We start from the raw sequence: 18,999 nt of genomic DNA, 5'->3' as shown, positions 1-18,999 counted from the left end.
AGCTAAGCGGCATTGCATGGAGGCCTGGCGGCAGCGGCCCCTGGACCGGGTGTATCCGGTGTACCGGGCAGCAAGATCCCCAACCCCTGGGCACCCAACCACACCTGACGGCAGGAATTGTGGAGGGCCCGCTGCCGGGAGACCGGCACGGCGGGTTCGGCGAGCGGCCTGGGGAAACGGACCGGGAGCATTCCCGACACCGCGCCCTAGCCCGGGTGATTCACGGTGGTCATCATGATGGGCGGTTCGTCGGCGTGTAGATAAGCGGAAGTGCCTCTCCAGCAAGGGAAACTGACGGTGTCGAATCGATCAGGATCTCTCGCGGAAGGGGCACTTCGCAGGTGCAGTCTACGGCGTGGGCGAAGGATCTGCGGGTCACCGCGGGCGGTACTGGTGTGGTGTCGCACGTCGGTACGGCGTTGCTGCGGATGCTGGCCGATCGGGCCGGACTGACCACGGCGCTGTCGGGCGCGGCGGCACAGCGTGGCCGGTGGCCGGTGCATGATCGGGGTCGGGTGCTGGTCGATCTGGCCGTGTTGATCGCCGACCGTGGGGAAGCGATCTGCGACATCGACGTGCTGCGTCACCAGCAGGAGGTGTTCGGACCGGTGGCATCGGACACCACGGTGTGGCGGGCCCTGGACGAGATCGACACCGCCCGGCTGCGGCGCATCGCGGCGGCGAGGGCGAAGGTCCGGGCCCGGATGTGGCGGCTGTTCGGCGGCCCGCCGCCGGCGCGGGCGGCCGGCCGGGACATCGGCGACGGCGTGGTCGTAAACGCAGCTTCGGTTTCCATCCCATGCTGGTGACCTGCGACAACACCGGCGAGCTCCTCGCGGTCAAGCTGCGGCCGGGTAACGCCGGGGCGAACACCGCCGCCGACCACCTCGACGTGCTGACCGAGGCGGTCGCGCAGGTGCCGGTGCCGCATCGCCGACAACTGCTCATCCGCGGCGATTCCGCGGCCGCGACGCATGCGGTGCTCGACTGGCTCACGCAGCAGAACACCGCCCGGCGGCGGGTGCAGTACTCGATCGGCTGGTCGATCGGCGAGCCGGAACGCGCCGCGATCAGCGCCCTGCCCGGTTCGGCCTGGACGCAGGCGTTGGCTGCCGACGGCGGCATACGCGACGGCGCCCAGGTCGCCGAACTCACCGGACTGCTCACCCTGACCGGCTGGCCGGCCGGGATGCGGGTCATCGTCCGCCGGGAACGCCCGCACCCCGGCGCCCAACTGAGCCTGTTCGAAGAACGCGACGGGTGGCGCTACACCGCCTTCGTCACCAACACCCAGGTTGGGGCTTTGCAGTGGCTGGAGGTCCGCCACCGCGCCCACGCCCGGGTCGAGGACCGGATCCGCTGCGCCAAGGACACCGGCCTGCGCCGGCTGCCGTCGCGCGAGTTCGCCATCAACCAAGCGTGGTGCACCGCCGTCGCTATCGCCGTCGACCTGCTCGTCTGGCTCCAACTGCTCGCCCTCGACGGCGACCTCGCCCGCGCCGAGCCGAAACGGCTGCGCTACCGCCTGCTGCACACCGCCGCCCGCCTGATCCGCGGACAACGCCGCCGCCGGCTACGCATCCCCGCCACGTGGCCCTGGGCCACCCAGCTCACCACCGCGTTCACCCGCATCGCGGCCATCCCCGCCCCCGGCTGACCCAGCCCAGCCGCCGACCCGACAACCGGAGGACCCAGGAGACCACGCCCACCGCCGCGACAGACGGCCCACCACCATGCCCGGAACCACGCCACATCGATCTACAGCGATCAACGACGCCGGGCCGGACGCACCGCCGTCAGGCGCGAATTATCGAGGCTAGGCCGACTCAACCAACCGAAGCCGCCCGCTGGGCCCGCCGCAACATGACCAAACCTTCAGCACCCTCGGCTCGCCCCATGATCTTGAAACGCCCGTGGGTCGTCCTCGCCAGGAGCAATCATCAAGCACATCTCCGATCATCTGTCAATCAGATGACTGCATTGAATTTGGGCTATGTTCGTGAAAGGCTAAGATGGAGAGCGGGGGAGGTTCCGTGGACTTTCGCATACTCGGCCCTCTGAGAGTTCGTTCGGGAAACAACTATCAGGCCATAAGCAGCCATCGCCAGCGGAAGATCTTGGCGGCCCTTCTGGTCGACGTCAACGAACCTGTTTCCATCGCTCGACTCATTGACGTGCTCTGGGGGGTCCATCCCCCGACCACAGCACGTCAGCAGGTGCAGAACTGCGTCGGATCGCTCAGGGCGACGTTACGGAGGGCGGGCCACGAGGTGGTCCTCGACCGGCGAGCTGAAAGCTACGTCCTGGAGATGGCTGACGACCTCGTTGACGGACTCAGGTTCCGTAGCATGCATCGCAGAGCTGGGGGCCACATCGCCCGACGTGAACTGATAGAGGCGTGCGGGCTGTTGCGCTCCGCGCTCAGCCTCTGGCGCGGCCAGGCCCTTGAGGACGTCGGGTCGGATACGCTCGTCGCGGATGCGACTCGGTTGGAGGAACTCCGGATCCGGGCGATAGAAGCACTGGTCGAACTTGAATTCTCCCGGGGAAGGCATGCCGAAATCATCGCCGATCTGTCTGTCTGGGTCTACCTCTATCCCTACCATGAAGGATTGCACTGCCGACTTGCGGAGGCACTGCATGAAGTGTCCCGCACAGCTGACGCACTGAACGTCCTTCGGTCGCTGAAGACCCGACTCAATGTCGAGTTGGGCATTCAGGCCGGACCATCGATCCGGCGTGTAGAACGGAAGTTGCTAGGATCGGTCGGTACTCCGTCCGGCAAGGCCGTTACCTCACTCGCGCCGATCGGCACCGGTAACAGCGCGGCCCGCGGATCGGACCGTACGCCCATTGGCGTAGGCCGGCTCGACGCAGAACTGTTCAGCACCATCACTTCTGCTTTGGAAGACCTGTCCACGGCAGTGCACCTTCTATTGCGCGACGGGCGGGTCGATCCCATCGCCGGCTCGGACCCTCCAAACGCCCGCTAGTGTCGCGTAATTGAGAACGGGCTGACCTGCTGCCGGCCCGAACAGCGGTCCCGGCTGATCTGCCGCACGCTGGTGCACCGGGGCCGCAAGAACGAGCGCCGCAGCTTCAGCGAACGCGACTACATCGCCCCAACAACTCGGCGGCCCGATCGTGCTGATCTGGGACAACCTGAACGTGCTTGGTCAGCTGCTGCAGCAGACCGCCCTCACCGGTCAGCTTCAACCCGTCACCACGAGCCCGATCGACCAGCATCGCGATCAACTGCTCGTCCGTGACCGCACCCACCGGCTCCACGGCCGGCTGTCCCACGGTGGTCTCGGTCGTCATCTGGCGTCTCTCCCTTGATCGGTCGATCAGCCGTTATTTCCAGTGTCACTCTTGATCAGTCCGACGGGCTCGCTCTGCCGTTAAATGCCTACGTGGCTGGTGTAAATATTGCGGCCCGCCGGACATCAAGGACCGGCCGGCATGGCTTGAGAGGAGCGTGCCAGCGCCCGACTGGGATATGCCCACCGACCGGTCCCGCGCCCCCTCGGTCAAGGAGACACGACTCTCATGGCGGTCATCGGCATCGACGCGCACAAGCGTACCCACACCGCCGTCATCATCGACGGCAACGGACGGAAACTCGCCACGAAGACGTGCGAAACGCTGCCGGGCCTGACTGATCCCGCCCGAGGTTGGCGCGCTCCACGAGGCATCCCAGCAGCCGAACCGGTCCAACGACCCGGTCACCTTCGCCGCGACCTCGGTGTAGTCATCATCGGGGAACAGCCACAACCCCATCGTCAGATACGCCGTCACATGCGGCGGCAACGTGCCACCCGAGCGTTTCGCGCCTACCCCGCACCGCGCCACCGCGTGATCGATCGCGTCTCGTGACACCGAGCTCAACAGCACCCCGACCGACACCTGATCCGGTCGAACATCCACACCAGACACAAGCAGCGATCACACCAGACCAATAGCGGCGGAGCCAACACCACCACACCGCCCGGGCAACAAACCCGACCCCACCAAGATCAACTTAAGCTAAGCGGCAGTGCCGCTAGGACTTTCGTCGGTTTGGCCAGCACAGCACGCCCGGCAAGGTTGTGCGGCGGGTCGAGGCGCGGCGATCCCGTTCCGGACTGGGTGACAGTATTGACACCCGGTCCTCCCGAGAGAATGAGCGGCGCCCCCGCACCAGAGCCGGTCGGGGGCGCCGCCACGTAGCACGCTTTCAGGATCTCAGTCCCGGGTGCCCGTTGTCGTGTTGGGCAGGGTCGCGTTTCCACCGCCACGACCGCCCCCACCGCCGTCCGGGTCGCCGCCCGGGTTGTCGGGGCCGCCCGGGCCACCGGGGAGGTCCGGGAAGCCGGGGAGATCGGGGTTGCCGGGACCACCGGGTCCGGGACCACCGGGGGTGTTCGGCGGACAAAGGCCGTTGACCGGGAACGGGCACTGCGGCGGGTCCGGCGGCTTCACGCCGTTGCCGGCGTCGCGGTCTCCGATGCCCCTGGAGTCCGGAAGCGCACTCTTCTTGACGCCGGAATGCGCGTCGTCCATGTACTGCTTCCAGATCTCGGCGGGCAGGCCGCCACCGCCGACGTTGTTGCCTCTCTTGTCCAGGATCTTCGGCTTCTTCCGGTCATCGCTGCCTATCCAGACCGCGGTGGCCAGCTCCGGGGTGTATCCGACCATCCAGGCGTCGGCGTTCTTGTCGGTGTTGCCGTACTGCCAGGTGCCGGTCTTACCGGCCGCCTGCCGCCCACCCGCCAGGTTGGCCCCGTTGGCGCCCGGGATCTTCTTCAGTACCGAGGTGACCTCGTCGGCCACCTCGGTGCTGATCCGCTGGGCCGGCTTGAGCTGCGCGCCGCCGATCTTCCGCCAGGCGCCGGTCTCCTTGTCCTGCTGCTCGATCGTCTTGATGAAGTGGGCCCTGTTGTACTTGCCCCGGTTGGCCAGCGTGGCGAGCCCGTTGGCGTGGTCGAGCACCGTGATCGGGTACTGCCCGTACGCCACGACGTGGAAGAACGGCGCCGGCGCGACCTCCTCGGGCTTCTTCTTGGTCAGGTCGACCGGCTGTGATCCCTTGGGCTCGGGGTCGGTGGTCCACATCGTCCTGATCCCGGCCTGCCGCGCCATGTTGACGACCTTGTCGGCGCCGATCTTCTCGCTGATGTGGTAGAAGGGCACGTTGTACGACTTGATAGTGGACTCGGTCAACTCGCAGTACTTCTTGCAGGCGGGTTTCCGGCCGGCGTTCACGATGTCACTATCAAAGCCTTCGGGCCTGAACGGCGTGGAATCCCAGTGCGACTCGATCGAGATGCCCTCCGCGATCGCGGCCGCCAGGGTGTAGACCTTGAACGAGGAGCCCGCCGGATGCCCGCCGGTCAGCTTGCCCTCGATGATGTTCTCCCCGGCGAAGTCGATCGTCACGCCGCTGTTGCCGCCGTAGTAGGCGCGAACCTCGCCGTTCTTCGGGTCGATCGAGACCAGCGCCGCCTGCAGGTTCTTCGGCTGGTCGTGCAGCGGGGAGGTCTTCTTCTCCTGCTGGGCCGCCTTCTCCGCGGCGGCCTGCAGCTTCGGGTCGATGGTGGTCGTGATCTTGTAACCGTCGGTGGCGAGCGTGACCTCACAGTTCGGCTTGGTGCTGCCTTCCGGCACCGCCCCGTTGTGGCACAGCCCCATCTCGTCCATCTCGGCCTTGACGTAGTTGACCACGTTACCGACCGGCGTCTTCACCCCGACCGAAGCGCTGGCGTCCTTCGGCTTCAACACCTTGGGGTACTCGGTGGGACGCTTGGCAGGGTCCAACCACTTCTTCTCGACCATGCCGTCGAGCACGTAGTTCCACCGGGCTTCGGCCGCCTCCCGGTTCTGCGCCGGGTCGAAGCCCTTCACCCCGGTCTGCGGGTCGTTGACCGGCTGCTTGATCATCCCGGCCAGCACCGCCGCCTCGCCGACGTCGAGCTTCTCGGCGGACTTGCCGAAGAACGTCACCGCCGCCATCTCGATGCCGTACGCGCCCCGGCCGAAGTAGATGGTGTTGAGGTAGTGCTGCATGATCTCGTCCTTGTCGAACTCGTCGTTCAACCGGGAGGCGAGGATCGCTTCCTTCAGCTTGCGCTGGTAGCTGTCGTCGGCCAGGTTCTGGTAGGCGTTCCGGGCGTACTGCTGGGTGATGGTGGACGCACCCTGCTTGGTGCCGCCGGTGAAGTTGTTCCACGCGGCACGGGCGATGCCGACGTAGTCCACCCCGTCGTGCTCGTAGAACTTCCGGTCCTCGGCCGCCGCCACCGCCCACTGCACGTGTTGCGGGATCTTCGCCAGCGGCACGATGGTCCTGGCCTGCTGCCCGAGGGTGACCAGCTTCTTACCGTCCTTGGAGAGGATCGTGGTGCCGACCGGCAGCGGGATCTGGTCCGGCATCACCACGTTTGTCGAGTAGTAGGTGATCCCCACCACCCCACCGCCGGTCAGCATGATGAACACGGCGAACGCCGCGATGACCAGGTTCATCCGCTTGCGCCTCTTGGCCCGCTTCAGCGCCGCCTCGTCGAGCTGGCCGCGCCGGCCGCGCCGGCCACCGGACCGACCGGAGTCGCTCGGCTCGTCGGGCCCGCCCGGACCGGCCGGAGAAACGGGCACGACGGCCCGACCGACCCTCGCCCGGCCGCCCACGGCCCCGGCACCGCCGCCGCTCACCGAGGCGGTGCCCACGCTCGCGCGGCCGGTGGAGGCGCGGCCGGCGCCATAGTCCCCGCCGGCGCCGTAGTCCCCGCCCGAGCCGGGGACCGACGCGCTGCCACCAACCCGCGCCCGGCCCGCCGAACCCGAGCCGACCGAGGCCGAACCCGAGGCAGGCGAGACCGGAGCTGCCCAGCCGCCGCCGACCGAGGCGCGCCCCGGCGGGGTCGCGCGGCCGGACGAGGCACGGCCGCCACCACTCGCCGCGCCCGACGCGCCGTTGGCCGGCCAGCCCCCCCGGTCGCCGCCCGCCGGGCGGTGATCAGCGCCGTCTCGTGTGCGCCGGGATGGATCGTCCGCTGCTCCGTGGTCGCCGTTCGCGCCGGGGAACTGGGCCCGACCGCGCGCGGAACTAGGATCGCCGTACGAGTTCATTCGTCACACCCTGCCGGTCGCGGTGATGGCCATACGCGCCACCACCGGGTTGCCGTGAGTTGGAACACGCCTCACCCGGACGCGGACATGCCTGTCTACGGATGACGCGATAACGGAAAAAACCGGACTTATCCGGTTTACGAGATAAGACTCGTCCCGCCGGCGGGGAGAAATCCCTGGGGCCGGGGTACGAGTCGCGGTCACCGGCGTGCCTCGCGCCTTCGTCTGACCGAGTGGCCCGTCGACACGGCCGCGGCCCCACCCGCGGCCGACTCGGCAGCGCCCAGGCTGTCGTCACCGGAGACACCGTCCCGGCCGAGCAGGAACTGCTCGACGAGATGGTTCCAGTCGCAGCCGCGACACACCTCCACCACGTACACCTGGAACTCACGCAGGGTCATCGCCAGCACCGACAACTCCGCTCGGGTGCGGGCCTGGCCGGCCGACTGCTTGAGTTCATCGCCATAAATGTAGTGGACGTGGGTCAGATTTTCCCGGCGGCAGACCGGACAGAGTGTCTCGGTCGGTTCGCCGTGGAACCGGGCAGCGTTCTTGAGGTACGGCGAGGCGTCGCACACGTCGTACGTCGCCACCCGGCCCGAATGCACCTCACGCAGCACCGCTCGCTTCTGCAGCGAGTAGTCGACGACCTGGCGCTGGGAACGCATGGGCAGAAGAGTACTGCGTCCGGCCGGACGAGGCGACCACCGTCACTGACTGTAATTGGACCCGTGCCGTACGGGGGGTTTGCCTCGCCGCCCCCGAGGGTCTACGGTGCGATGTATCGGGCCGATACATCGGGCCGGTGAACGGCTCCCAACGGCGGGAAGCCATCGGGTCCGACGGAGAGGGGTGCTCGTGTTCGAGCTCGCCATCCTCGGTCTCCTACAGGAGTCCCCGATGCACGGCTACGAGCTCCGCAAGGAACTCACCGCCAAGCTCGGGGCGATCCGGGCGGCGATCAGCTACGGCTCGCTCTATCCGACCCTGCGTCGGTTGCAGGCGGCCGGCTGGATCACCGAGGCGGCCGAGACACCGGCCAGCGCGGAGGAGATCCCGGCGCTGACCAGCCGTCGAGGACGGGTCGTCTACAAAATCACCGCGGAGGGCAAGGAACGGTTCGCCGAGCTGATCGCCCAGACCGGTCCAGAGAGTTACGAGGACACCGGGTTCGGAGTGCACTTCGCATTCTTCGCCCGTACCGACCGAGCGACCCGACTCCGGATCCTGGAGGGCCGGCGCCGCAAGGTGGAGGAGCGTCGCGAGGGCCTGCGCGACGTGTTGAGCCGAGCGGCCGAACGGCTCGACGCGTACACGCTCGAACTTCAGCGACACGGCCTCGACGCCTGTGAGCGCGAGGTCCGCTGGTTGGAGGAGCTCATCGCCAACGAGCGCTCCGGCCGGACCCCGGATGGGTCCACCCCGGGCACCGCCCCGGGTTCGTCAACAGAGAACATCCCGCCTCCGCCTGGGTAGTCCAGGAATGAGTCGGAGCGGCCGTGATGAACACAAAGGAGGCAAACGCGATGGGCTCCGTCCGCGTCGCCATCGTCGGTGTGGGTAACTGCGCCTCGTCCCTGGTCCAGGGCGTCGAGTACTACCGCAATGCCGACCCGGGCGACCGCGTCCCGGGTCTCATGCACGTAACCTTCGGCGACTACCACGTCTCGGACGTGGAGTTCGTCGCGGCGTTCGACGTCGACGCCAAGAAGGTGGGCATGGACCTCGCGGAAGCGATCGTCGCCAGCGAGAACAACACCATCAAGCTCTGCGACGTACCGCCGACCGGCGTGCTCGTACAGCGCGGCCCGACCCTGGACGGGCTGGGCCAGTACTACCGGGAGATCGTCGAGGAGTCCGACCGCGAGCCGGCCGACGTCGTCGCGGCGCTGCGCGAGGCCCGGGTCGACGTGGTGGTCTGCTACCTGCCGGTGGGCTCCGAGGAGGCCGCGAAGTTCTACGCCACCGCGGCGATCGAGGCGGGCTGCGCCTTCGTGAACGCGCTGCCGGTCTTCATCGCCTCCGACCCGGCCTGGGCGCAGAAGTTCACCGACGCCGGGCTGCCGATCGTCGGCGACGACATCAAGAGCCAGGTCGGCGCGACCATCGTGCACCGGGCGCTGGCCAAGCTCTTCGAGGACCGGGGTGTCGAGCTGCTCCGCACGTACCAGCTCAACTTCGGCGGCAACATGGACTTCATGAACATGCTGGAGCGCAGCCGCCTGGTCTCGAAGAAGATCTCCAAGACCCAGTCGGTGACCTCCCAGATCCCGCACGAGATCAACAAGGGCGACGTGCACATCGGGCCGTCGGACCACGTGCCGTGGCTGGACGACCGCAAGTGGGCGTACATCCGGCTGGAGGGGCGCTCCTTCGGCGACGTCCCGCTGAACGCCGAACTCAAGCTCGAGGTCTGGGACTCGCCCAACTCGGCCGGCGTCATCATCGACGCGGTCCGGGCCGCGAAGATCGCCCTCGACCGGGGCGTCGGCGGTCCGATCCTCTCGGCGTCGAGCTACTTCATGAAGTCGCCGCCGGAGCAGTACGCCGACCACGAGGCCCACCAGGCCGTCGAGGACTTCATCGCCGGCACGATCGAACGCTGACAGCGGAACGCGGCGAGCGGGGACGGATCGGAAACGGTCCGTCCCCGCTGCTGCTCTCCGGTACGCTTTCCTCCCCGAGGGGGTGACCGGTCGTGCACCACGACCACCAGTCCGGGCACGACGAGCACGCCGAGGACGATGGACAGGCCGGGCACGGCGGGCACGGCGGGCACGACAAACATGCCGGGCACGATCCGGAGGCGTTCCGCCGGAAGTTCTGGCTGAGCCTGGCGCTGACCGTACCGATCGTGCTGACCAGCCACATGGTGATGGACTGGTTCGGCTACTCGCTCGACTTTCCCGGCATGTCCCTGGTCGGGCCGGTACTCGGCTCGGTGGTCCTCATCTACGGCGGCTGGCCGTTCCTGGTCGGCGGGCTCCACGAGCTGCGCGACCGTACGCCGGGGATGATGCTGCTGATCGCGATGGCGATCACCGTCGCGTACGTCGCCTCGCTCGCCACCAGCCTGGGTGCGTTCGATCTCGACTTCTGGTGGGAGCTGGCCGCACTTGTCACCATCATGCTGCTCGGGCACTGGCAGGAGATGAAGGCGATCGGCCAGGCCCGGGGTGCGCTGGCCGCACTCGCCGCGCTGCTGCCGGACGAGGCCGAACGGGTCGAGGCCGGCGGCGGCGTACGCCCGGTGCCGCTGGCCGAGCTGCGCGTCGGCGACGTGGTGCTGGTCCGCCCCGGCGCCCGGGTACCGGCCGACGGCCGGGTCGCCGACGGCACCGCCGAGGTGGACGAGTCGATGATCACCGGCGAGTCCCGCCCGGTCTCCCGTACCGTCGACGACCGGGTGGTGGCCGGCACCGTGGCGACCGACTCCGCGATCCGGGTCCGGGTCGACGCCGTGGGCGAGGACACCGCGCTTGCCGGCATCCAGCGGCTGGTGGCCCAGGCGCAGCAGTCCAGCGGTCGCGCCCAGGTGCTCGCCGACCGCTTCGCCGCCTGGCTTTTCTACATCGCCGCCGCCACGGCCGCGGTCACCTTCGTGGTGTGGTCCGCGCTGGGCGACGTCGACGAGGCGGTGGTGCGTACCGTCACGGTGCTGGTGATCGCCTGCCCGCACGCGCTCGGGCTGGCCATCCCGCTGGTGATCGCGCTCTCCACCGCCGTGGCAGCCAAGGCCGGCATCCTGGTCAAGGATCGCTTGGCGCTGGAACGGATGCGCACCGTCGACACCGTGCTGTTCGACAAGACCGGCACCCTGACCCGGGGCGCCCACGCCGTCACCGCCGTCGCCGCCGACCCGGCCCTCGCCGCCGACCCCCGCCTCGCCGCGAAGACAGCCGGCGACGGGGCAGCTGGCGCGGCAACAGCCGGCGCTGACGACGAGGTGCTGCGGCTCTCCGCCGCGGTCGAGGCGGACAGCGAACATCCGCTCGCCCGGGCCATCGTCGCCGCCGCCGAGCGGGGCGGCGTGCCGACCGCCACCGGCTTCCGGTCGCTGGCCGGCCGGGGCGTGCTGGCCACCGTCGACGGGCAGGACTTCGCGGTCGGCGGTCCGGCGCTGCTGCGCGAGCTGGCCGCCCGGCCCGGCGCCGAACTCGGCGGGGTGACCGCGGACTGGTCGGCGCGCGGCGCCTCGGTGCTCTACCTGGTACGCCTCGACGACGCCGGCCCACGCGTGCTCGGTGCGCTGGCGCTGGAGGACGAGGTACGCCCGGAGGCCGCCGAGGCGCTCGCCGAACTACGGGCCGAGGGGGTACGCCGGATCGCCATGATCACTGGTGACGCTCGGCCGGTCGCCGAGTCGGTCGCCGGAAAGCTCGGTTTCCGACCGGGGGTGGACGAGGTCTTCGCCGAGGTGCTCCCGGCGGACAAGGACGACAAGGTGACCGACCTCCAGCGCCGGGGCGCGACGGTGGCGATGGTCGGTGACGGGGTCAACGACGCCCCGGCACTGGCTCGGGCCAACGTCGGCATCGCGATCGGCGCCGGTACCGACGTGGCGATCGAGTCGGCCGGGGTGGTGCTCGCCTCGTCCGACCCGCGCGGGGTCACCGGGGTCATCCGGCTGTCCCGGGCCTCGTACCGGAAGATGATCCAGAACCTGGCCTGGGCCGCCGGCTACAACGTGGTGGCGCTGCCGCTCGCCGCCGGGGTCTTCGCCTGGGCCGGGATCGCGCTGAGTCCCGCGGTCGCCGCCGTACTGATGTCCGGCTCCACCATCGTGGTGGCGTTGAACGCCCAACTCCTCCGCCGGGTCCGGCTGGCCCCGCCGGCAGGGTGAGTCAGCCCCAGGCGCGCTCGAAGGCGACCCGGGCCTCCAGTTCGAGCAACCGGCGTTTCCGGGGCAGGCCGCCGCCGAAGCCGACCAACTTGCCCCCGGCGCCGACGATCCGGTGACAGGGAACGATCACCGGGATCGGGTTGCGGTTGCAGGCCACCCCCACCGCTCGGGCGGCGCCGGAGTCGCCGACCGCCGCCGCCACCTCACCGTAGGTGCGCGTCTCGCCGTAAGGGATCTTCGACATCTCGGTCCAGACCGCCCGCTCGAACTCCGAGCCCCGGGGTACCGAGAGCGGCACCGCGAACTCCGTCAACTCCCCGGCGAAGTACGCCCGCAGTTCCCCGACCGCCACCGCCAGCCTCGGGTGATCGGGGTCGGAGTCCACGTCGAGGGCCGCGGCCGGAGCCGCCGTCTCCACCGGGCCGAAGCGCACGCCGCACACCCCGACGTCGTCGATCCCGACCGAGAGTTCGCCGATCGGGGAGTCGAGCACGGTCCAGCGCATCCCGCCATTCTGCCCAGCCCACCGACCGGCCGCACGCGCCGCTGCCTTGGCGGCGCCGTGCACGACCCGGCCACCGGCGCGCGGTAGGTAACCAGCGCCACCCCTCGGGGCACACGCCCTCGCTCACCTGGACAGCAGAGGCGTTACCGACGGTCGGTAACGCCTCAGCTGTCCAGCCCCGGTCGGCCCGCAGCCAAGTCCTTCCCGTAATGCGGCTCACATTCTGACCGATCGGTTAGTTACTGACCGATCGGTCAAGGCACGCTGAAGCGCGGAGGTGAGAGCGCGATGACACGCGGCAGGACCCGCACCGAGATCCTGGCTGTGGCGGCCAAGCGGTTCGCGCAGGCCGGGTTCAAGGGCACGTCCCTGCACGACATCGCGGTCGAGGTCGGCTGCTCGAAGGCCACCCTGCTCTACCACTTCGACAGCAAGGAGGCGATCCTCCTCGCCCTGGTCGCCCCGGCAGCCCGCGAGCTGGTCGAGCTCGACGCGCAACTCGACGGGCTGGATGCCGACGCCGCGCGGGAAGCCGCCATCGACGGCTTCGTCGACCTGGTGGTGACATACCGGCGGGAGGTCGCGCTCATCTACCACGACCTGCCGTACCTGCTCGAGCATCCGGCCTTCGCCGGCCTGCAACCGGCGACCGCCCGGCTGATCGCGGCCTTCGCCGGCCGATCGGCCGATCCGGCCGACGAGATCGCCGCACAGGTGCTGCTCGCCGGGATCTCCGCGATCGTCATCGACCGACCCGACGACGACGCCGTCGAACTCCGCTCCGCGCTGGTCCGGGTCGCCCGCCGCGCACTCCATCCGGCACCCGTGGCAAGCCCCGCCAACCGCAGCTGATCGCCGTTGCCGGCCACATCGCACGGGCACCGACCGCCACACCGGCAAGACACCCCGATCCGACGACCAAGGAAGCGACCAACATGGCGACATTGCTCTACCGACTCGGCCGGGCCTCGTTCCGGCGCCGCCGGCTCGTGGTGGTCCTCTGGCTCGTCCTGCTGGCCGCGCTCGGCGGGGCAGCGCTGGCGTTCATGGGCCCGACATCGGCCAACTTCTCCATCCCCGGCACCGAGTCGCAGCGGGCGATCGACGCGCTGAAGCGGGAGTTCCCGGAGGCGAGCGGCGCGACCGGCACCATCGTGGTCGCCGCACCCGAGGGCCAGCAGCTCGGTACGCCGGACCGCCAGGCGGCAGTGGCCGAGCTGGTGCGCGAGGCCGGCACCCTGCCCGGCGTGGTCGGCGCGCTCGACCCCTTCACCACCGGGGCGCTCTCGCAGGACGGCCGGCACGCTCTCGTACAGGTGCAGTTCGCCGAGCAGGCCGACAAGGTCACCGATGCGCAGCGCGAGGCGTACGAGCAGACCGGCTCGGCGGCGACGGCCGCCGGGTTACGGGTCGAACACGGCGGTGAGGTGATGTCCAGCGTGCCCGAGGTGGGCAGCACCGAGGGAATCGGCGTACTCATCGCGCTGGTCGTACTGGTCGTGACGCTGGGTTCACTGGTCGCCGCCGGGATGACGATGCTCAACGCGCTGATCGGGGTCGCGGCCGGAATGGCCGGCCTGTACGCGCTCAGCAGCATCGTCGAGCTGACCAGTACCGCCCCGATCCTCGCCCTGATGCTCGGCCTCGCGGTCGGGATCGACTACTCGCTCTTCATCACCTCGCGATACCGGCAGAACCTGCTGGAAGGGCTGGAGCCGGAGGAGGCGGCCGGACGGGCGATCGGCACCGCCGGCTCGGCGGTGCTCTTCGCGGGGATCACCGTCGTGATCGCGCTCGCCGGGCTGGCCGTGGTCAACATCCCGTTCCTGACGATCATGGGACTTGCCGCCGCCGGAACCGTCGCCGTCGCCGTACTCGTGGCGTTGACGTTGCTGCCCGCGCTGCTCGGCTTCGCCGGCCGGCGCATCCTGCCGCGCCGGCTGCGGCACACCGCCACCGGCACGGCACCGGCCGCCGATGCCGGCTCGGCAGCCGGTAGCGAGGCGGCGACCCGTAGCGGGTCGGCAGCCGGCAGCGGGTCGGCATCCGGGCGCGAGGCGGCAGCCGGCAGCGAGGCGTTCGGATTCCGCTGGGCGCGGCTGGTCATCCGGCTGCGGGTACCGCTGATCCTGGTGGCCGTGCTCGGGCTCGGCGCGCTCGCGTTGCCGGCCGCCGACATGCGGGTCGCGCTGCCGGACCACGGCACCAGCCCGCACGGTACGCCGGAGCGCGAGGCCGCGGACCTGATCACCGAGGGTTTCGGTCCCGGGTTCAACAACCGGCTGGCCCTGGTGGTCTCCAGCGACTCACCGGAACGGACCGGCACGGTCGCCCAGCAGGTCACCGCCATGTTGCAGGGCACCGAGAACCTGCTCGCGGTCAGCCCGCCCAACCTGAGCCGGGACCGGCTGACCGCCCTGCTGGCGGTGATCCCGACGACCGGCCCGACCGATCCGGCGACCGAGACGCTGGTGCAGCAGATCCGGGAGAAGGTCGGCCCGATCGATCGGCTCGCCGGCACCGACGTGGCGCTGACCGGCCAGACGGCGGTCGGGATCGACGTCTCGAAGAAGCTCGCCGACGCGATGCCGTGGTACCTGCTGCTCGTGGTGGGCCTGTCGGTACTGCTGCTGATGCTGGTGTTCCGGTCGCTGCTGGTACCGCTGAAGGCGGCGTTGGGTTTCCTGCTCACCGTCGGAGCCACGTTCGGGCTCACCGTGCTGGTCTTCCAGCAGGGTCACCTCAGTGAGCTGGTCGGGCTGGACACCCCGGGTCCGCTGGTCAGCTTCCTGCCGATCCTGCTGATCGGCATCCTGTTCGGCCTGGCCATGGACTACGAGGTGTTCCTGGTATCCCGGATGCGGGAGGACTTCGTGCACGGCGACACCCCGACCCAGGCCACCATCAACGGCATGGGACACGGTGCCCGGGTGGTCACCGCCGCCGCACTGATCATGACATCGGTCTTCGCCGGCTTCGTACTGCTCGACGACCCGGTGATCAAGTCGATGGGCTTCGCCCTCGCCGTCGGGGTCGCGATCGACGCGTTCGTGGTCCGGATGACGATCGTGCCGGCGGTGATCTCACTGCTCGGCCGGGGCGCCTGGTGGCTGCCGGGCTGGCTGGCGAAGCTGCTGCCGAACGTCGACATCGAGGGTGAACGCCTGCGTCGGCACCTGACCACCGACACCGAGCCCGAGCGACTCCCCGCCGGAGTCTGAGCACCGCCCGAGCGTGGGCTGTCACTGCCCCTGGAGGGGCAGTGACAGCCCACGCTCTCGTGCTGCCCGTTCCCGCGCTACGCGGTGAAGGACAGTGCGCGGTCGGTGTGGTACGCGGCGATATCCAGCATGAAGGTCCGGTCGGGAAAGTCACCGTCGAGCAGCCGCAGCGGGCCGGCGACCAGCGACAGGTGCTGGGCGAGTTGGTAGAACCGCATCCGCCGCTCGTCGAGGCCCTCGGTGGCCAGCGCATCGTAGTGCGCGCCGAAGCGCAGCCGCAGGAAGACGTGTTCCCACTCGACGTCGAAGAACATCAGCCCCTCGATGTCGATCAGCACCGGCTCACCGTCGGCGTTGACCAGTACGTGGTCCGGGCCGAGTTCTCCGTGCACCAGCCGGTACGTCGTCCGGGGTCGTGTCTCGTCGGCCAGGCCGTGCAGCAGCTCGGCCAGCCGTACCCGATCCCGGGCGATCCGGTCGTCCCGACCGGCGGCCTCGGCGAGGTCCGCCAGCGCCCGGTTCCGAACCGTCTCCACCGGCGAGGCTCCCCCCGCTGGCGACGACCCCGCCGACCGGGCCAGGGTGGCCAGCCTGCCGATCCGGGTGTCCTGACGGGCGTGCATCGCCGTCAGCGCCTCGGCCAGCCGGGCCATCGTGTCGGCCGTCGCCGCCGGCTCGGCCGCCAACCGCTGCTCCAGGTTCGGCCCCGGCACGTCCTGCACCAGCGCGACGTCGGCCGGACAACGGCTCCGGCTCCGGTCGAGTAGGAGGATCTCCGGCGTACGGACGCCGGCCGCCCCGAGTGCCGCGTTGGCCGCCTCGAACAGTTCACTGTCGGATGCGTCCGCCAGCACGTCGCCCGATGGAGCGTCGGCGGGGACGGCGGGCCGGTCGGGCCAGTAGTTCTCCCCCGGACTCCAGACGTACGCCACCACCGTGCAGCGGTCATCGAGGGTGAGCCGGTATACGCCCTTCTTCGTACCGCCGCGCAGCCGGGTCAGCTCTTCAATCCGGCGGTCGGCGCCGAGACCGGCCCGGACCACGGCAGCCAACTGCTCCCGGTCGGCGGATCGCCGAGCCATCGCTCCCCCTGTCCCGTCCCACCGGGCGGGCCGGTCTGCCTCGGCAGCCTCCGCCGGTCGGATCGGGACGGAACGATACCCCGGTGTGACGGCTCCGCCCATGACGGCTCCGACGGACCGCCCGGCGCCGGCCCTGTCCGCCGCCGCTGACCAGGCTCCCGGCGAACCTCCAGATGAACCTCCCGACGAACCTCCGGGCAAACTTTTCCCGGTCCCCGGCGTCTGAGGGGTGGGAGGTGTGTCGTGGGTCGGGCGTCGGAGCGGGAGTTCACCGCGTTCGTGCACGAGCGGGGCGATGTGCTGCTCCGTGTCGCCCAGGCGCTCGCCGGTGATCGCTATGCGGCCGAGGACCTGTTGCAGAACGCGCTGGCGAAGGCGTACGCCCGGTGGCCCCGGATTCGGGGCGACGCGGAGCCGTACGTACGACAGATCCTGTACCACGACCAGGTCTCGGCCTGGCGGCGGCGGGGCCGGCGGGCCGAGGTGCCGCACGCCGAGGTGCCCGAACCGGCGGCCACCGCGACCCGGCACGACCACGACACGGCGGTCCGGATGATGCTCCGAGACGCGCTGATGATGCTGCCGCCCCGGCAGCGGGCGGTACTCGTGCTGCGTTACCTGGAGGACCAGACCGTGGAGCAGACCGCCGCCGCGCTCGGCTGCCGCCCCGGCACGGTGGCCAGCCAGGCGTCCCGGGCGCTGAGCAAGCTCCGGGAACTGGTGCCGGAGTTCGCCGAGCTGACCGAACGGACGGAGGCACTGCGATGAACGAGGGCGCGGAGGCACTGCGATGAGCGAGCGTGCGGATCGGCTGCTGCGGGAGGCCGTACGCGAGTTGGCCGGCAGCCCACACCAGCCGCCGGACCTCGCGGCCACCGCCATGGTGGCGGGGCGGCGGATGCGCCGACGCCGGCAGGCGGTCGCGATGGCAGCGGCGGCCGTCGCGATCGGCGCCATCGCGGCACCGTACGTCTGGCTCCGGCCCGACCCGCGGCCACCGGCCCTGTCGGTCGGCGGGCCACCGGCGGCGACCACGCCGGCGAGTCCGCCGACGCGGATGCCGCCGACGCCAACGCCGACGGCGTCGGGGGACTGGCGCGACGGGCCGGTGGAGTTGCCCGGCGGGGCTCTGCTGCTGACTGCCGACTCGCCCCGGCAGCCAGGCCCGACCTGGGTCTACGACTCCGAGCGGCGCCGCTACGTCAGCGTCCCGGCCAGCTACACGTCGGTACGGGCGTCCACGCGGTTGCCGGTGGCCGCGGTACGCCGTACCGACCGCCCCACCGAGATCGGGCTGTACGACCTGACGACCGGCAAGCCGCAGTGGTTTCGGACCGGCAGCATGGTCATGGCCGTGGAGTGGTCGCCGGACGGGCGACGACTGCTGGCTACGCTCCGGGACGAGGAAACCGGGATCTACTCGATCGGGCTGCTCGCCGCCGACGGGGCAGCCGTGGAGTACTACCCGCTCAAGACGCGTCCGACGGGCTGCCTCGGTCTCTGCCGATTCACCTGGCTGCCGAACGGCCGGGAGGTGGCGCTGCCGCTGACCGAGCGGGTCTTCGATTCCCGGGAGGGCAACCGGCCCAGACAATCCGGTATACAGCTCTTCGCCGCCGACGACGGCATGCCGACCCGCTTCCTGCCGGTCGAGGGTGCCGTCGCCAGTTCGGCGGCGTGGTCGCCGGACGGCTCGCTGGTGGTGGTCTCCAGGTCCTCGATGTGGGAGGACCGCGGCGGACCGGCGGCACGGGCCGGCGGAAAGCCGGCGGCACAGGGTGGTGGAAAGCCGGCGGCGTCGGGTGGCGGGGAACTGGCGGCGCAGGTTGTCTCGACGAGCACCGGGAAGGTGGTGCGGCAACTGCCGAGCGCCGACGTGACGTGGGTCGGGACCGACCTCCTGCTCTATCTGGACACGTCTCGGCCCGGCACGCTCACCGCGGTACTCGTCGATCCGGCCGGTGTCGAGCGCAAGCGGGTCGAGCTACCGGCGGAACTGGCCGCGAGCGACGAGATCACGATCGCCGCGAGGTGATCGTCGGGTAACGATCCGGTACAGACGCCCCGGATCCGGGAGGTTCTCCGCCCCGATCTCGATCGCGAACGGCTACTGTCGCACGGACGTCCGGCCCGGGTGGCCGCGGTGAACCAGGCCCCGATCCGCTGCCACCCGCCGGCGTCCAAGCCATGAAGAATTTTTTCTTCCACGGGAGCATCGACAGAGGTTATTGTCGAGCCGATGTC

General features: G+C 70.0%; 14 protein-coding genes and 1 pseudogene. 9 read left to right on the top strand and 6 right to left on the bottom strand.

Annotated features, from left to right (window positions below):
* The first annotated feature begins 341 nt into the window (after positions 1-341).
* Together EV371_RS06730 and EV371_RS06725 are read left to right on the top strand one after the other, a co-directional pair.
* Positions 342-1,657, top strand: a pseudogene (locus EV371_RS06730) (IS1380 family transposase).
* A gap of 376 nt (positions 1,658-2,033) precedes the next feature.
* Positions 2,034-2,993 (top strand): AfsR/SARP family transcriptional regulator, encoded by a 960-nt coding sequence (locus EV371_RS06725; RefSeq protein ID WP_165436618.1) that lies wholly within the window; start codon positions 2,034-2,036, stop codon positions 2,991-2,993.
* 106 nt (positions 2,994-3,099) lie between these two features.
* On the opposite strand, the gene EV371_RS06715 is transcribed toward EV371_RS06725, so the two are convergent.
* The 4 genes from EV371_RS06715 to EV371_RS06700 form a co-directional block, all read right to left on the bottom strand.
* Positions 3,100-3,321, bottom strand: a complete 222-nt coding sequence (locus EV371_RS06715) for a hypothetical protein (protein WP_207230862.1) — start codon at positions 3,319-3,321, stop codon at positions 3,100-3,102.
* Between the two features lie 45 nt (positions 3,322-3,366).
* Positions 3,367-3,852: a transposase domain-containing protein gene (locus tag EV371_RS33735; protein ID WP_486484916.1), complete on the bottom strand. Its 486-nt coding sequence runs from the start codon at positions 3,850-3,852 to the stop codon at positions 3,367-3,369.
* Positions 3,853-4,224: 372 nt separating this feature from the next.
* Positions 4,225-7,104 carry a transglycosylase domain-containing protein gene (locus EV371_RS06705; protein ID WP_130461277.1) on the bottom strand — a complete coding sequence of 960 codons (2,880 nt, stop codon included), beginning with the start codon at positions 7,102-7,104 and terminating at the stop codon, positions 4,225-4,227.
* A gap of 200 nt (positions 7,105-7,304) precedes the next feature.
* Complete coding sequence (locus EV371_RS06700; RefSeq protein ID WP_130461276.1) at positions 7,305-7,772, bottom strand: DUF5318 family protein; 468 nt, start codon at positions 7,770-7,772, stop codon at positions 7,305-7,307.
* A gap of 190 nt (positions 7,773-7,962) precedes the next feature.
* Between EV371_RS06700 and EV371_RS06695 the strand changes: the two genes are divergently transcribed.
* The 3 genes from EV371_RS06695 to EV371_RS06685 all read left to right on the top strand — a co-directional run bounded on the left by EV371_RS06695 (position 7,963) and on the right by EV371_RS06685 (position 11,947).
* A complete protein-coding gene (locus EV371_RS06695) occupies positions 7,963-8,580 on the top strand; it encodes a helix-turn-helix transcriptional regulator (protein ID WP_130465712.1) in 618 nt (205 codons plus the stop codon).
* Between the two features lie 50 nt (positions 8,581-8,630).
* The gene (locus EV371_RS06690; RefSeq protein ID WP_130461275.1) at positions 8,631-9,710 is read left to right on the top strand and encodes an inositol-3-phosphate synthase; all 1,080 of its coding nucleotides are present in this window, start codon (positions 8,631-8,633) and stop codon (positions 9,708-9,710) included.
* 92 nt (positions 9,711-9,802) lie between these two features.
* On the top strand, positions 9,803-11,947 hold the full coding sequence (locus tag EV371_RS06685) for a heavy metal translocating P-type ATPase (protein WP_130461274.1): 2,145 nt from the start codon (positions 9,803-9,805) through the stop codon (positions 11,945-11,947).
* 1 nt (position 11,948) lies between these two features.
* On the opposite strand, the gene EV371_RS06680 is transcribed toward EV371_RS06685, so the two are convergent.
* Positions 11,949-12,452 (bottom strand): methylated-DNA--[protein]-cysteine S-methyltransferase, encoded by a 504-nt coding sequence (locus EV371_RS06680; RefSeq protein ID WP_130461273.1) that lies wholly within the window; start codon positions 12,450-12,452, stop codon positions 11,949-11,951.
* Positions 12,453-12,740: 288 nt separating this feature from the next.
* Between EV371_RS06680 and EV371_RS06675 the strand changes: the two genes are divergently transcribed.
* Together EV371_RS06675 and EV371_RS06670 are read left to right on the top strand one after the other, a co-directional pair.
* Positions 12,741-13,304 (top strand): TetR/AcrR family transcriptional regulator, encoded by a 564-nt coding sequence (locus EV371_RS06675; protein WP_130461272.1) that lies wholly within the window; start codon positions 12,741-12,743, stop codon positions 13,302-13,304.
* Between the two features lie 83 nt (positions 13,305-13,387).
* A complete protein-coding gene (locus EV371_RS06670; protein WP_130461271.1) occupies positions 13,388-15,673 on the top strand; it encodes an MMPL family transporter in 2,286 nt (761 codons plus the stop codon).
* A 77-nt stretch (positions 15,674-15,750) separates the two neighbouring features.
* Here EV371_RS06670 and EV371_RS06665 read toward each other — a convergent pair whose 3' ends face one another.
* Positions 15,751-16,755 (bottom strand): aminoglycoside phosphotransferase family protein, encoded by a 1,005-nt coding sequence (locus tag EV371_RS06665; protein ID WP_130461270.1) that lies wholly within the window; start codon positions 16,753-16,755, stop codon positions 15,751-15,753.
* 243 nt (positions 16,756-16,998) lie between these two features.
* Between EV371_RS06665 and EV371_RS06660 the strand changes: the two genes are divergently transcribed.
* A complete protein-coding gene (locus tag EV371_RS06660; RefSeq protein WP_130461269.1) occupies positions 16,999-17,523 on the top strand; it encodes a SigE family RNA polymerase sigma factor in 525 nt (174 codons plus the stop codon).
* Between the two features lie 22 nt (positions 17,524-17,545).
* Positions 17,546-18,790, top strand: a complete 1,245-nt coding sequence (locus EV371_RS06655) for a hypothetical protein (RefSeq protein WP_130461268.1) — start codon at positions 17,546-17,548, stop codon at positions 18,788-18,790.
* Positions 18,791-18,999 lie beyond the last annotated feature (209 nt).

Source organism: Plantactinospora sp. CNZ321, from assembly GCF_004217235.1.
The sequence above is the reverse complement of the archived record's forward strand: the minus strand, read 5'-3'. Positions and strand labels throughout refer to the sequence as shown.